The organism is Ruminococcus albus AD2013 (assembly GCF_000526775.1).
Taxonomy (GTDB): Bacteria; Bacillota; Clostridia; order Oscillospirales; family Ruminococcaceae; genus Hominimerdicola; species Hominimerdicola alba_A.
This window is the reverse complement of sequence record NZ_JAGS01000001.1, coordinates 753,509-767,198: the sequence shown is the minus strand read 5'-3', so window position 1 is coordinate 767,198 and position 13,690 is coordinate 753,509. Positions and strand designations below refer to the sequence as shown.

General features: G+C 44.1%; 15 protein-coding genes. 11 read left to right on the top strand and 4 right to left on the bottom strand.

Features of this window, described 5'->3' with window-relative positions; translation table 11 throughout:
* Positions 1 to 7: 7 nt before the first annotated feature.
* Both N773_RS0103355 and N773_RS0103350 read right to left on the bottom strand, forming a co-directional pair.
* Complete coding sequence (locus N773_RS0103355; RefSeq protein WP_024856451.1) at positions 8 to 1,201, bottom strand: leucine-rich repeat domain-containing protein; 1,194 nt, start codon at positions 1,199 to 1,201, stop codon at positions 8 to 10.
* Positions 1,202 to 1,221: 20 nt separating this feature from the next.
* Positions 1,222 to 2,490 (bottom strand): diaminopimelate decarboxylase, encoded by a 1,269-nt coding sequence (locus tag N773_RS0103350; RefSeq protein WP_024856450.1) that lies wholly within the window; start codon positions 2,488 to 2,490, stop codon positions 1,222 to 1,224.
* A gap of 288 nt (positions 2,491 to 2,778) precedes the next feature.
* On the opposite strand from N773_RS0103350, the gene N773_RS0103345 reads away from it, so the two are divergent.
* The 11 genes from N773_RS0103345 to sigE all read left to right on the top strand — a co-directional run bounded on the left by N773_RS0103345 (position 2,779) and on the right by sigE (position 11,903).
* The gene (locus N773_RS0103345; RefSeq protein ID WP_051454249.1) at positions 2,779 to 3,555 is read left to right on the top strand and encodes a zinc ribbon domain-containing protein; all 777 of its coding nucleotides are present in this window, start codon (positions 2,779 to 2,781) and stop codon (positions 3,553 to 3,555) included.
* Between the two features lie 161 nt (positions 3,556 to 3,716).
* Entirely contained in the window at positions 3,717 to 3,905 is a 189-nt protein-coding gene (locus tag N773_RS0103340; protein ID WP_024856448.1) for a DUF951 domain-containing protein, read from the top strand.
* Positions 3,906 to 3,963: 58 nt separating this feature from the next.
* Positions 3,964 to 5,043 (top strand): peptide chain release factor 1, encoded by a 1,080-nt coding sequence (prfA, locus tag N773_RS0103335; RefSeq protein WP_024856447.1) that lies wholly within the window; start codon positions 3,964 to 3,966, stop codon positions 5,041 to 5,043.
* An 8-nt stretch (positions 5,044 to 5,051) separates the two neighbouring features.
* Positions 5,052 to 5,453 (top strand): VOC family protein, encoded by a 402-nt coding sequence (locus N773_RS0103330; protein ID WP_024856446.1) that lies wholly within the window; start codon positions 5,052 to 5,054, stop codon positions 5,451 to 5,453.
* Between the two features lie 26 nt (positions 5,454 to 5,479).
* Positions 5,480 to 6,496 (top strand): L-threonylcarbamoyladenylate synthase, encoded by a 1,017-nt coding sequence (locus N773_RS0103325; protein ID WP_024856445.1) that lies wholly within the window; start codon positions 5,480 to 5,482, stop codon positions 6,494 to 6,496.
* Complete coding sequence (coaE, locus tag N773_RS0103320; RefSeq protein WP_024856444.1) at positions 6,493 to 7,107, top strand: dephospho-CoA kinase; 615 nt, start codon at positions 6,493 to 6,495, stop codon at positions 7,105 to 7,107. The genes N773_RS0103325 and coaE overlap by 4 nt, the downstream gene beginning before the upstream one ends.
* Complete coding sequence (locus tag N773_RS0103315) at positions 7,088 to 7,903, top strand: lytic transglycosylase domain-containing protein (protein WP_024856443.1); 816 nt, start codon at positions 7,088 to 7,090, stop codon at positions 7,901 to 7,903. The genes coaE and N773_RS0103315 overlap by 20 nt, the downstream gene beginning before the upstream one ends.
* Positions 7,904 to 7,922: 19 nt before the next feature.
* Positions 7,923 to 9,332 carry an aminopeptidase gene (locus N773_RS0103310; protein WP_024856442.1) on the top strand — a complete coding sequence of 470 codons (1,410 nt, stop codon included), beginning with the start codon at positions 7,923 to 7,925 and terminating at the stop codon, positions 9,330 to 9,332.
* A gap of 3 nt (positions 9,333 to 9,335) precedes the next feature.
* On the top strand, positions 9,336 to 10,205 hold the full coding sequence (locus N773_RS0103305) for an alpha/beta fold hydrolase (protein ID WP_024856441.1): 870 nt from the start codon (positions 9,336 to 9,338) through the stop codon (positions 10,203 to 10,205).
* A 148-nt stretch (positions 10,206 to 10,353) separates the two neighbouring features.
* Positions 10,354 to 11,184 carry a sigma-E processing peptidase SpoIIGA gene (locus N773_RS0103300; RefSeq protein WP_024856440.1) on the top strand — a complete coding sequence of 277 codons (831 nt, stop codon included), beginning with the start codon at positions 10,354 to 10,356 and terminating at the stop codon, positions 11,182 to 11,184.
* Positions 11,185 to 11,198: 14 nt separating this feature from the next.
* On the top strand, positions 11,199 to 11,903 hold the full coding sequence (gene sigE, locus N773_RS0103295) for an RNA polymerase sporulation sigma factor SigE (RefSeq protein ID WP_080678291.1): 705 nt from the start codon (positions 11,199 to 11,201) through the stop codon (positions 11,901 to 11,903).
* 10 nt (positions 11,904 to 11,913) lie between these two features.
* Here sigE and N773_RS21030 read toward each other — a convergent pair whose 3' ends face one another.
* Both N773_RS21030 and N773_RS0103285 read right to left on the bottom strand, forming a co-directional pair.
* On the bottom strand, positions 11,914 to 13,149 hold the full coding sequence (locus tag N773_RS21030; RefSeq protein WP_024856438.1) for a zf-HC2 domain-containing protein: 1,236 nt from the start codon (positions 13,147 to 13,149) through the stop codon (positions 11,914 to 11,916).
* The gene (locus N773_RS0103285; RefSeq protein WP_024856437.1) at positions 13,139 to 13,633 is read right to left on the bottom strand and encodes an RNA polymerase sigma factor; all 495 of its coding nucleotides are present in this window, start codon (positions 13,631 to 13,633) and stop codon (positions 13,139 to 13,141) included. The genes N773_RS21030 and N773_RS0103285 overlap by 11 nt, the downstream gene beginning before the upstream one ends.
* Positions 13,634 to 13,690: the final 57 nt, after the last annotated feature.

Below are 13,690 nucleotides of genomic sequence, written 5' to 3'. Positions count from 1 at the left end.
ATCGTTTTTATAGGGTCTTGGCATATTCGGTGAGCAGATCATGTATCGGCTCACAGTATTCCGCTTTTTCAATAAGACGCTTTACATTTCGCTTTGTGACCATCTCTCTGAGTTCGAGAACTTTTCTGACAGTATCAACATCAGAATTTTCGATAGCCATGCCTATCATCTTTGCAAAATTCTTCTTGACATACTCTGCTGCACCCTCGATGCCCGCAAAGTACATACGGAATATCAGCGCGTACTTTGGCTTATGGTCAAACATGATGCTGAAATCACGATCAAACACAAGCATAAAACACTCGTTATATGGTGTTTCGCGCGGGTAGAATGTCATCTCGCCGCGGCTGCCGTTAAGGTGTATGCAGGTATCATCAGCAAACTCTGGATCACCATCGACCTCAACGCCGTCGGGTAGATAAACGTCCGTAAGAAGATTGGTGTTTCTAAAGGAGTAACTGCTTATCTTTTTCAGACTTTTCGGGAGAGTGATGTTTTTCAGCTTTGTGCAGCCAGCAAAAGCATAGTCGCATATCTCTTCAACGCCTTCCGGGATAACACCGCTGTCCTTGCAGGCAGAACAGTATACCAGTTTGGTCAGGTCCTTATCAAAAAGCATACCATCTGAAATAGTGAAATATGGATTTTCATTACTCAAAATCAAATCATCCAGCAAACTGCACCCGGCAAGCGCAGCAGGTTCTATCTCACTGAGTGTTGAGGGAAGCGACAATGTTTTCAGATTAGGGCAGTTTAGAAATGCACCATTACCGAGAGTTTCCGTGCCCTCGCTTATGACTGCACGTTCAAGTCTCTCGCAATTTCTGAAAGCGGCGTTGCCTATGGTTTTAAGGCTGACAGGAAGCAGGATCTCTTTCAGCTTGATACATTCAAAAAACGCATTTTGATCAATAGTAACGAGACCATTTTCGATCGTCACCTTTTCAAGACACTTACAGCCCTGAAAAGCACTATCGCATATCTCCTCGACATTTGCAGGGATATACATCTCGGTAAGCCCGGACCACATAAACGCACTGTCGCCTATCTTTTTAAGGGTATTCGGCAACTTTACCCGCTTTAAGTTATGAGCACCGCAGAATGCAGCTTCATCTATCTCTGTAACACCTTCGGGAACTTCGTAAAACTCACACTCTTTATCCTCGAAGTTTATCAGTATTCCGTTCTCAATCTCGACCACGATAAACCTCCCGTCAAGTATTACTTATTCAGATACTTGTCAACTATACCTGTGAAATCAAAAGTGCTGAAATAATCTGCAGGAGTCTCTGCACGTCTTATCAGCTGAACATCGCCGTCCTCCTTCAGAAGGAGCTCAGCTGAACGAAGTCTGCCGTTGTAGTTATAGCCCATGGAGAAGCCATGTGCGCCCGCATCATGAATAACGAGGATATCGCCTATCTCAAGCTCAGGGAGCATTCTGTCGATGGCGAACTTGTCGTTGTTTTCGCAAAGGCTGCCTGTTACATCGTACTTGTGGTCGCAGGGCTTGTCCTCTTTGCCGAGAACTGTGATATGGTGGTATGCACCATACATAGCAGGACGCATAAGGTTGCAGGCACAAGCGTCAACACCTGCATACTCCTTGTAGGTGTGCTTAAAGTGTTTAACAGTTGTAACCAGATGACCATAGGGAGCAAGCATATATCTGCCAAGCTCGGTGAATATAGCAACATCGCCCATACCTGCGGGAACGAGTATCTCATCAAATGCCTTGTGAACGCCCTCGCCGATAGCAAATATATCGTTCTGAGGCTTGTCGGGCTCATAAGCAATACCAACACCGCCCGAAAGGTTTATGAACTTGAACTCGATGCCGACTTTTTCCTTGATCTCAACTGCCAGCTCGAACAAGATACGCGCAAGCTTGGGATAATACTCGTTGGTAACAGTGTTTGATGCCAAGAAAGCGTGGATGCCGAAGTACTTTGCACCTTTTTCTTTAAGGATCTTGAAGCCTTCGATTATCTGCTCGTGGGTGAAGCCGTACTTAGCATCGCCGGGGTTATCCATTATCTTTGTGGATATGGAGAAAGTTCCGCCGGGGTTGTAACGGCAGCAGATGGTCTCGGGGATACCGCAGAGCTTGTCAAGGAAATCGATGTGAGTGAAATCATCAAGATTGATGAAAGCGCCCATCTCCTTTGCCTTTACATACTCTTCAGCGGGGGTAACGTTTGACGAGAACATTATATCCTCACCCTTGAATCCACAGCACTCGCTGAGCATAAGCTCTGTCATGGAAGAACAGTCAACACCGCAGCCCTCTTCTTTCAGTATCTGGAGGATATAGGGATTGGGAGTAGCCTTAACAGCAAAGAACTCCTTATAACCCTTGTTCCAGCTGAATGCTTTATAGAGATTACGGGCATTTTCGCGTATGCCCTTTTCGTCATAAATATGGAAAGGAGTAGGATATGCTTTGATTATCTCCTCTGCCTTTTCTTTTGTGATAAACGGTTTCTTCATATTTCATCGTCCTTTTCTGTAAAAATAAATGTACTTTTATATAATAACATTTTTTTCAGAGCAAGTCAATAGAAAAAGGATAATTTAATGAGCTTACAAAAAAAGATATCTGAAAATATATGTATAATTTTTATATGAAAAGCTCATATACATCAGTATTTATCCATGTTTTTTAATTTCATGTATTTTTTAGCAAATTATACATTTTTCGTCCTCGAAAATGTGTTATTGACATTTATTGTATTTTATGATATAATCAACACAATAAACTTATTTGGAGGTAAGAATATGTTTTGTACAAATTGCGGTAAAAATATTCCCGACGGATCGGTATTCTGTCCCGAGTGCGGTAAACCAACTAGCGCACAAGCTGCACAGCAGCAAATGTATGGCCAGCAGCCCATATACGGTCAGCCTGCAGTGGCAGCTCCTATTTCAGGCGGAGCAGCTGCTATCACTCAGAAAGTTGAAAGAGTCCCGACCAGACTAATCGCAAAGATAGCTTTTCTGGCTGCGCTGGTATGTTTCCTGTTCCCATTCATGTCAGTATCATGTGATGCTTCTACCGCTGCAAGTATGGCAGGTGAAAAAGGTGATTACAGCTTTGAGATCGTATACAATGGTTACAATCTCATATTCCCGTCTACAATAAGCGAAAAGAACATAAAAACAGGTTCGGGATTTGATCAGAGAGAAAAATCGAGCACAGCTGATTCCGGTGAAAATTACGGTTCGAAAGAAGGCACAAATCCCTGGCTGATAATAACTGCAATTTGCTGTATCGCAGGCAGCGTGATACTGTTCCTGAAAAGAGACAAGCTGTTCACACTGATATCCGCAGGCTGTTCGCTGGTCAGCTTAATATGTCTTATCATATTCAGAGCAAACTTTACCAGCAGATACATTTCCGATGGCAAGACCGATCTGGAAGGTCTTGGAAATTATCTGAAAGTTAATACAAAATTCGGATATGTCCTATGTATACTGATGGTGATATTGGCTCTGATCTCCACTCTGGTATCTTATCTTGTTGAAAAACCAAAAAGTCCACAAAACTTTTATTAAGTAATAAAGACTGCTGCACCTGCGGCAGTCTTTTTGTTATAAACTTGTATTTAGGTTACAAAAATCTTAATTTTGCGGGATATACTTGCAAAGATACTCAAACGGTGATATAATAATATAGTATGCTGAATGATAAATTAACATGAAAGGACGGTGGAGCGATGGATATCATCAAGGGCGACAGGCTTGTTATGAAGAAAAAACACCCCTGCGGCAGCAATGAGATGATGGTGCTGCGCTCGGGTATGGATTTCAAGCTTCGCTGTGTCGGCTGCGGACGGGAATTTATGATACCACGCAGTAAAGCTGAAAAGAATGTAAAGTCCGTTATCCGCGAGGCAGAAACTTAGCTATGCTGTGCGATGATCACATACAACATTTTGAGTAAGGAAATAAGGAGCAATAGCTATGTTTGATAAATTAAGAGCACTTGAAGATAAATTCAACGAGATAAACGAAAGACTAATGCAGCCCGAAGTAGTCAACGATTCAAAGCTGTACACCGAACTTATGATCGAGTACAGAAATCTCGAACCTGTTGTTGAAACACTTCGCGAGTATGATAAAGCAAAGGCTGAATTCGATGAAGCAGTGGAAATGTCCGCTGACAGCAGCCTTGACGCTGATATGAAAGACATGGTTCAGGAGCAGTATGCCGAATCAAAGGCTGCTATGGCAAGACTAGAAGATGAGCTTAAAATACTTCTTCTGCCCAAGGATCCCAACGATGACAGAAACGTTATCATAGAGATAAGAGGCGGTGCAGGCGGCGAAGAAGCTGCTCTGTTTGCAAATTCCCTGTACCGTATGTACTCTATGTATGCAGCACAGAAAGGCTGGCAGATAGAGGTAATGAGCGCCAACGAAACAGAACTTGGAGGTTACAAGGAAATAACCTTTACAGTATCGGGACAGGGCGCTTATTCAAGACTTAAATACGAAAGCGGCGTACACCGCGTACAGCGTGTGCCAGAGACCGAATCTCAGGGTCGAGTACACACATCTACTGTTACTGTTGCTGTACTCCCCGAAGCTGAGGAAGTTGAGCTGGAGCTGAACGAGGAGAGGGACATCAGAATGGAAGTATTCCGTTCCTCCGGCGCAGGCGGACAGCACATCAATAAAACTTCATCAGCTGTAAGACTTATCCACATCCCCACGGGAACAGTTGTGGAATGTCAGAACGAGAGATCACAGTTCCAGAACAGGGAGAAGGCTCTGAAAATGCTGCGTTCAAAACTGTATGACGAAAAAGTCAGGGCGCAGGAAGACGAGATCGCTTCAAACAGGCGTTCTCAAGTCGGTACGGGCGATAGATCGGAGAAGATCAGAACCTACAACTTCCCCGAAAGCCGTATATCAGATCACCGCATAAAGCTGACGCTATACAAGCTGGAGCAAATACTAAACGGAAATCTCGATGAAGTCATAGATGCACTTGCGACTGCAGATCAGGCAGCAAAGCTGGCGGCACAGGAAGAGGAATAATATCTATGATGCACCTTGACGGTTTCGGTCTGTTCGTCAAAGATATGTCTGCGATGATAAGGTTCTATCGTGACGTTCTCGGGTTTGAGATAAAGGAATCGGAGAACACGGAAAATGTATATCTTCTCAAAGACGGCACGTTATTCCTGCTTTACGGACGTAAGGATTTTGAACGAATGACCAACAGGCAGTACAGCTTTGCCAAAGGGATTAACGGACATTCGGAGATAGCGCTGTATGTTGATACTTTTGAAGAAGTCGATACCGAATTTGATAGAACGGTAAAACTAGGTGCCAGACCTGTTCTTGAACCTACCACAGAACCCTGGGGACAGCGCACCTGCTATATTGCAGACCCCGAAGGAAATCTGATAGAGATAGGGTCATTCGGAAAACCCTTTGAACGATAAAAAATACTTTGGAAAGAAGATCTTAAATGTTTGAAACTAAGCTTCTGGGTACAGACGAAAACTCAATAAACACCGCCGCAGAACTTATCAGAGCAGGCGAAGTTGTGGGTATACCCACGGAAACAGTCTACGGGCTGGGTGCAAACGCTTTTGACGAAGATGCAGTCCGCAAGATATTCGCGGCAAAGGGCAGACCAGCCGACAACCCTTTGATAGTACATATTAGTTCATTTGATGAGATCGAGCCTCTTGTAACTGAGATACCCGCGCTTGCCGAAAAATGTGCGAAAAAGTTCTGGGCAGGACCGCTGACGATGATAATGCCGAAATCCGACAGGATACCGTTAGTGACAAGCGGCGGGCTTGACACGGTAGGGATAAGAATGCCATCAAATACTACGGCACGCGCTATAATCAAGGCAAGCGGATGTCCTATAGCGGCACCGTCGGCAAATCTTTCGGGCAGTCCCTCCCCTACTACGGCACAACACGTTTTCAAAGATATGAACGGACGTATACCCGCCATAGTTGACGGTGGTGCGTGTGGTGTGGGCGTTGAAAGCACGGTAATCAGCTTTGAGAACGACGGTATCAGGCTTCTGCGTCCCGGTTTCATCTCGGTGGAGGACTTGAAAGAAGTCACCGAGAATGTTCTAGTCGATAAGGGCGTACTTGAAATGCTTGGAGAGGGTGCAAAAGTCCGCAGCCCGGGAATGAAGTACAAGCACTACGCACCAAAAGCCGAGGTAACTATCATCGATGGCAGCAGTGAACAGTTCAATACCTTTTGCAGAGAAAATGCAAGTGCTGACGATGTGCTGATGGTATTCACCGAAGAAGACGCACGGGAACTTTCCCAGAGAAAAACTATCCTCGGCTCCACAGATGAAGAACAGGCACAGCACCTTTTTGATGCCCTGCGTGGTTTTGACGATATGGGAGCAAAAAAGGTATGGGCAAGGTGCCCTCGTAAAACCGGTGTGGGTCTGGCAGTTTACAACAGGCTTTTAAGAGCGGCTGCTTTCAGGGTGATACACCTATGAGTGTGGTTATAGGTCTAACGGGACAGAGCGGCGCAGGCAAAACTCTGGTGTCGAAAGTGTTCAAGGAAAACGGCTTCGGAGTAATAAACTGTGATATAGCAGCAAGAGAAGTCACCGAAGCAGGCAGCGAGTGCAACCGTGAGCTTGCGAAGATCTTCCCCGAGTGTTTTGACGATGATCTTGTTCTTGACAGGCGTGCGCTGGGTCGGATAGTTTTCTCGGACAGAGAAAAGCTGGATATCCTCAACACTGTGATATTCAGGTACATCGACAAACTTCTTGATAAAAAGATAGCGCAGTACAGCATAGACTATGAATATGTTGTTCTTGATGCACCCACATTATATGAAGCAGGTGCCGACAAAAAATGCAATGTGATAGTATCGGTGACAGCCGATGAGGAAATACGGCTCAGGCGGATCACTGTCCGCGATGGTCTGGATGAAGCAAGTGTCAGAAACAGATTTGCTTCACAGCACAGTCAGAGATTTTTTGAAGAGAATAGCGACTTCGTGATAAAAAACAACGGTGAAACCGAAGATGCTGTAGAACAGACAAAGGAAATAATAGACAAAATAAAGGAAGGTAAAATTGGCAGCAAAAACAACTAGAAGAGCTTCGGCTACAAAAAGAAACAGAAAAAAGAAAAACTCCGCACGCGACTGGATAGCAGTTGTATTAGGCATAGCATTTGCTTTAGGTATACTTCTTCTGACAATATTCCTGCTGAAAAGGGGTGTCAACCAAGGACTTGAAGATATCAATCAAAAAGCGGAGAAATATGTTCCTCATGGATTTACGTACCCGACAGATTATGAAGAATACGTCATCAAATACTGTAAAGAATATCATGTTGACCCTGTTCTTGTGTTCTCGGTGATAAAGGTTGAGAGCAGTTTCAAGCCTGACGCGACTTCCGACGTGGGTGCAAGAGGCCTTATGCAGCTGATGGAAGATGCCTACGACTGGGTCAAGTTCAGGCTGGACGATGACAGCGAAAGCTTTGAGGATATGTATGACCCCGAAACAAATATAAAATACGGAGCATATTATCTCAGCTTTCTTATGGACAGATATGATGGTTCCATAGACCTTACAGCGGCGGCTTATCACTGCGGTATGGGTCAGGTGGACAGCTGGCTTGAGGACGGTACTATCAGCGCAGAGAAATTTGATGTTAAAGATATCCCAAAAGAAAACGACCAGACTTCACATTACGTGAATAAGATAAATGAGGCTTATTCGGCTTACAAGAAGATACTCTCCGAACGCGGATTGGACAGCATATTTGAAGAACCGTCATCGGCTGAGGAAACAGAATCCGCAGAAGAGCAAGAGTCGGAAGCATACGATGACTATTACGACGAAACTTACGAAGACTACAACGATACAGAATATATATATTAATACCAAGGAGGTTATTCAAATGGCAGAAAAGAAAAAGTCGGCAGCAGAGGACCTTGCAGAAAAGATCCTCTCAAAGCCCAAAAACGGATTTCTTAGAACTGAAGACAAAGAGGTCGAAGCAATCAACAGCTACAACGAGGGCTACAAAAAGTTCCTCAACACTGCAAAGACCGAACGCGAGGCAACCGAGGAGATAGTTAAGCAGGCTGAGAATGCAGGCTTCAAGGCTTATGAGCGCGGCAAGAAGTACAAATCCGGTGATAAGTTCTACTTTGTTAACAGGGGCAAGGCTGTTATACTCACCGTTATGGGCAAAAAGGATATTTCCGAAGGTATAAGACTGGCAGCTGCTCATATAGATTCCCCCAGACTTGATCTGAAGCAGAATCCCCTCTATGAGGACAAGGAGATCGCATACTTCAAGACACACTACTACGGCGGTATCAAGAAGTATCAGTGGCCGACAGTTCCTCTGTCTCTCCATGGTGTAATAATCAAGGCTGACGGCACTACCGTAAAAGTACGCATTGGCGAGGACGAGGGCGACCCTGTGTTCTGCATAAGCGATATACTTCCACATCTGGCTGAATCACAGTACAAGAGACCTGCACCTAAGCTAATCACAGGCGAAGAACTGAATATCATCGTAGGTTCAAGACCCTTTAAGGACGACAAAATATCCAACAAGGTAAAGCTGAATATAATGGCAATACTGAACGAAAAGTACGGTATAGTTGAAAACGACTTTATCTCCGCTGAACTTGAAGCTGTACCCGCTTTCAAGGCTGTTGACGTTGGATTTGACAGAAGTCTTGTGGGCTCATACGGTCAGGACGACAGAGTTTGCGCTTATTCTTCTCTTCAGGCTGTTCTGGAGCTCAAAAAGCCCGAATACACCTGCATGACAGTTCTCACCGACAAGGAAGAAACAGGCAGCGACGGCAATACAGGTCTGAACAGCTCATATCTGCCCTATTTTATCAGCGATCTTGCTGAAGTATACGGTGCAAACGGCAGAAATGTAATGAGCAAATCCGAGTGCCTTTCCGCTGACGTTAATGCTGCTGTTGACCCCACATTCATCGAGCCTTTCGAGATACGCAACTGCTCTCAGCTGAACTACGGCGTAGTAGCAACTAAGTTCACAGGTGCAAGAGGCAAGTCCGGCACATCTGATGCTTCTGCTGAATTTGTCGGCAGGATCAGAAGACTCTTCGATAAGAACGGCATAATCTGGCAGACAGGCGAGCTTGGTAAAGTCGATGCAGGCGGCGGCGGAACTGTTGCACAGTATATCGCAAACCTCGACCTTGACGTTATCGATGTTGGTGTTCCTGTACTTTCGATGCACGCACCGTTTGAGATAACCTCAAAACTGGATAACTACATGGCTTACAAGGCATTCAAGGTATTCTTTGAGGACAAATAAGCTATGCAAAATTACGGGACAAAGGCAAAGGTCGGAGATACTGAAATAAACATCTATACTGAGGGCAGTGGAGATGTTACCCTTGTGTTCATGGCTGGTTCGGGTGTGGGTTGTCCAGGCCTGGAATATAAACCTTTATATCGTAGGCTTTCCTACAATTACAAGATAGCTGTTATCGAAAAAGCGGGCTACGGTCTCAGCGGCGATGCTACTACCGAGAGAACGGCTGAAAATCTTGTCGAGGAAAGTCGTGCCGCTTTGAAAGCGCTGGATATACTGCCTCCCTATGTGCTGGTACCCCATTCCTATTCGGGCTTTGAAGCTATATGGTGGGCGAACACCTATCCCAATGAAGTTAAAGCTGTGCTTGGACTGGATATGGGCTTCCCTAACATGATGAAAGCTCAGGCGGCACAGATACCTCACGAGAAGAAAAAGGCAATGGTTGAAAAATCAAGAGCACTTATGAAGAAAATAGCCAAGCGCGGCTTGCTTGATAAACTGCTGAGGAACAGGACAGTAAATGCATCTAATCTTCTTAACGGAAACGAACTTACCGATGAAGAGAAAAAGACCTACGAAGAGGTATATTATCGAAACATCGCCAGTGAAGCTGTCTTTGAAGAATCTATACTAGCGGAAGAAAATGCTGCTAAAGCCGAAAGTACAGGCTATCTGAAATGCCCTGCCTTCTTTGCGGTAAGCAATATGCGCTCCCCTGTTAAGTCACTGACATGGCAGCAGGCTGCAAAAGATTATGCTGCTAAGTGTAACGGCGAGGTTCATCTGTTTGACGAAGGTCACATGATGTATGCTTTCATTCCCGATAAACTTGCTTCGATGTTCTCCGATTTTCTTGAAAAAACTTTATAGTGATAAAATTGAAACTTCCCTGCTGCGGGCATACCGCGGCAGGGAGTTTTTTTTGTACTTTTTCGACTTTTGACAATGATAATATCCGACAGTTTTCTTTCATCAGCAGGAGTATGATATATACATACAAACAAAGGGCGGTGGAAGGATGAAGATATATGCCGATGTGCTGATAGTCACAAGCTGTCTGGTAGAGTTTATTTATCTGCATACAGCGGCGGCACTGCTTCACAGAAAACTTCGGGGAAGCAGGGTGTTTACAGCTTGCATTTTTGCTGGGGTGATGTCCCTGCTAATTTGTGCAGACGGCGGAACATTCATCGGTGCGCTGCTTATAACCCTTACAAAAGCGGCAGGGATAGTGGTAACTCTCCTCATCGCAGTAAAAGTAAAAAGCTTTGGTGACTTTGTTCGCTGTCTGGCTGTATTCCTTGCGATACGTGCAGTATACACCTGGCTCATTATAGTCTACTGGGAAATATCAGATACCAAACGCATATTCGTGCGAAATTTCACAGCGTATTTTGATATCTCACTGTTAAAACTTGCGGCAGCGCTGATAACAGCTTATGTATTGCTTTCGATAGTTGAAACAGTAAAACGTAGAGTCTGCTCAAAGACCATGAACTATGAAGCAAGATTTCAATGTGGTGATTATGAAGTAACTCTGCCGGCGGTTGCTGATACAGGAAACAGGCTTTGCGACAGCTTCACAGGTCTTCCTGTAGTGATATTCTGCTGTGATGATATGTACCGCCATTACGCTCTTGATGAAACAGAAAGCGGAATGCGTGCAGGATTTCGTCTGACACCATACTCGACCATAAACGGCAGCGGACTTCTTCATGTTACATCTAAAGGGAATGTCACTATCACAGACGATAGCGGCGAAAATTATGATATCAGGTGTTGTGTCGGAATAAAGCCATCAGACCAAAACCACAGTCGTGCTATTTTCAACCCCGCTTTGCTGGAATGAAAGGAGAAATAATGATGAAAGTTCTGAAAAAACTAAACCGCTGGGTGTTAACTCTTCTTGGAGATACCCACAGTGTTGACTACATAAACGGTGCAGACCAGCTTCCTCCCCCGCTGACCAAAGAAGACGAAGCCCGCGCTTTTGAGCTTTTTTCAACTGATGAGAAAAAAGCAAAAGAACTGCTGATAGTACATAATCTGCGGCTTGTCGTATACATCTCAAAGAAATTTGAAGCCACTGGAGTAGGTCTTGAAGACCTTATATCCATCGGGTCTATCGGACTCATCAAGGCGGTAAACACTTTCCGTCCCGATAAGAACATCAAGCTTGCTACCTATGCTTCAAGGTGTATTGAAAACGAGATACTAATGTTCCTGCGCAAGGCATCTCAGCGAAGGAGCGAGATATCCATAGACGAACCCCTCAACACCGACTGGGACGGCAACGAACTTCTGCTGTCCGATATTCTCGGTACCGACGAAGACACCGTTCACAAGGGGATAGAGAGCGAGGTTGAAAAGACGCTTCTCCGTCGTGAGATAGACAAGCTGGGCGAGCGCGAAAAGATGATAATGGAAATGCGCTTCGGTCTCAACGGCAGAAAAGAAATGACCCAGAAAGAAGTTGCTCAGACCGTAGGGATATCCCAGTCCTACATATCACGCCTTGAAAAGAAGACACTGAAAGCTATCCGCGAAAATCTTGAAAAAATATGCTGAGCAAAATCAGCTACTTACTAACGTAGTTAAGTATATCATAAAAATCGTCGAGTATCTCTTGGGGAACATCTTTGTTTACAGTATCTATGGTATCGGTCAGAACATAATTTCCGTCAGGAGAATACTCAGTGCTGAACCTGACAAAAGCTGAACCATCCTTATAGTTCAACTGAACAAGCCATGACTTTATGAATCTTCCATTGTCCGGGTCAAACCATAGCAGCCCTGTATCCACAGAACCAAACTCGACACCTTTTTCTTCAAGTGCTGTAAACATATCCTCATATCTTGAATGGGATATCTCCCTTTTACATATCTTGCCATCCACTATTTCAACATTATAAACATCATCTTTAGGACGTTTCATCTCTAAACGAAGATATACATAGAATTTATTGCTGAATATTTTTTGAAATATACCGTCATCATTGAGATAATCGATGAAACAACAATCCTTTTCAAAGTCATTCATTTCTGAAATATCGGCAATATCCTCATTATCTCCCTCACCTATCCACTTGCATGAAATGATATCGTATTTTGAATTGCCCATATCATAAAATTCAAATTCTAATAACCCATCGTCCATCGCTACATTAACATAACTAATCAGCTGTTTTTCACCTGTTGAATTATATTCCTCGTAACAGGTATCAACTTTATTTATAAAAACACTATGCCCCTTGATATCCTTATCAAATGACTTTTTAAACATATCTGTGATATACTTCGTTACCCTGTCATCTTCGTCATAGAATGTTACGGGAATACTGTTTTCTGACATACCCGCAGGTTTGAAAGCAGCTTTATATGTATTATCTATCGGTTGAGGCTTATAAAGATACTTGATAAACCCCTCTATATCACCGCTAATTAGGTTTTTAGCCGCTCTTCTGACTTCTATCGTCTGAATAATCGACTCCCAACTTGGAAACCTTTCATGCTTTATCACCTGTCCAACTGTAAGAACACCAGCCACAATAACCATCAGTGAAGCCGCTAAAATTGCTACTACCGCTCTGACTTTTATTCTCTTAATCTTACGTTTCAGCTTTTTGAACGGGTTTATATTTTCCTTTTCTTCGGGGATAGTCCTCTCCGCAGTAAATTCGGCAGTATAGCTTTCCTTTAGTTTACGACATTCCTCGCATTCGGTGAGATGTGCTTCAACTTCTCTCTTTGTTTCTTCCTCCAGCAGACCGTCACAGTAGCTTGCCAGAAGATCTCTTGCAACGTTACATTTCATAGCCGTCCTCCTTTAGTTTGTCTACAAGCTTTGCCTTGGCGCGGAAGAAAGTCACACGCGCCCAGTTTTCATTCTTCCCGAAGATATCACCTATCTGCCTGAAACTAAGTTCTCCCATAACACGCAGGGTGAATACCTCTCGGTAAGGTTCAGAAAGAGCGTGAAGAGCCTTATGTACGGCAATGCTTTTCTCCTTGTCCTCCAGCTGCACGGTAAGGTCTCCATCATAGGGTATCTCCCTGTCCTCTATCGGCAGATTTTTGTTATCTCTCCTTTTCACATAGTTCAGGTACTCATTTTTCGCAATACTGCAAAGCCATGTCGTTACCTCGCACCTGTTCCCGAATTTATCAGAATTCTCTATGGCTTTCAGAAACGTGTCCTGCAATATATCCTCCGCTGTCGTCTCATTACCGCACAGTCTAAGCAAAAACAGGTATACCTGCCTTGCATATTTATCGTATATCTCATCGAACTCCTTCACGCTCTCACCTCCCTTCTGTCTGTTAGACAACTATCTACGCGATTCGTTACAAAAAAA

Bases quoted from the DNA above. Each gene is read 5' to 3' on its own strand.
- N773_RS0103350 (WP_024856450.1), bottom strand. From the start codon at position 2,490: ATGAAGAAACCGTTTATCACAAAAGAAAAGGCAGAGGAGATAATCAAA.
- N773_RS0103345 (WP_051454249.1), top strand. From the start codon at position 2,779: ATGTTTTGTACAAATTGCGGTAAAAATATTCCCGACGGATCGGTATTC.
- N773_RS0103340 (WP_024856448.1), top strand. From the start codon at position 3,717: ATGGATATCATCAAGGGCGACAGGCTTGTTATGAAGAAAAAACACCCC.
- prfA (WP_024856447.1), top strand. From the start codon at position 3,964: ATGTTTGATAAATTAAGAGCACTTGAAGATAAATTCAACGAGATAAAC.
- N773_RS0103330 (WP_024856446.1), top strand. From the start codon at position 5,052: ATGCACCTTGACGGTTTCGGTCTGTTCGTCAAAGATATGTCTGCGATG.
- N773_RS0103325 (WP_024856445.1), top strand. From the start codon at position 5,480: ATGTTTGAAACTAAGCTTCTGGGTACAGACGAAAACTCAATAAACACC.
- coaE (WP_024856444.1), top strand. From the start codon at position 6,493: ATGAGTGTGGTTATAGGTCTAACGGGACAGAGCGGCGCAGGCAAAACT.
- N773_RS0103310 (WP_024856442.1), top strand. From the start codon at position 7,923: ATGGCAGAAAAGAAAAAGTCGGCAGCAGAGGACCTTGCAGAAAAGATC.
- N773_RS0103305 (WP_024856441.1), top strand. From the start codon at position 9,336: ATGCAAAATTACGGGACAAAGGCAAAGGTCGGAGATACTGAAATAAAC.
- N773_RS0103300 (WP_024856440.1), top strand. From the start codon at position 10,354: ATGAAGATATATGCCGATGTGCTGATAGTCACAAGCTGTCTGGTAGAG.
- sigE (WP_080678291.1), top strand. From the start codon at position 11,199: ATGAAAGTTCTGAAAAAACTAAACCGCTGGGTGTTAACTCTTCTTGGA.
- N773_RS21030 (WP_024856438.1), bottom strand. From the start codon at position 13,149: ATGAAATGTAACGTTGCAAGAGATCTTCTGGCAAGCTACTGTGACGGT.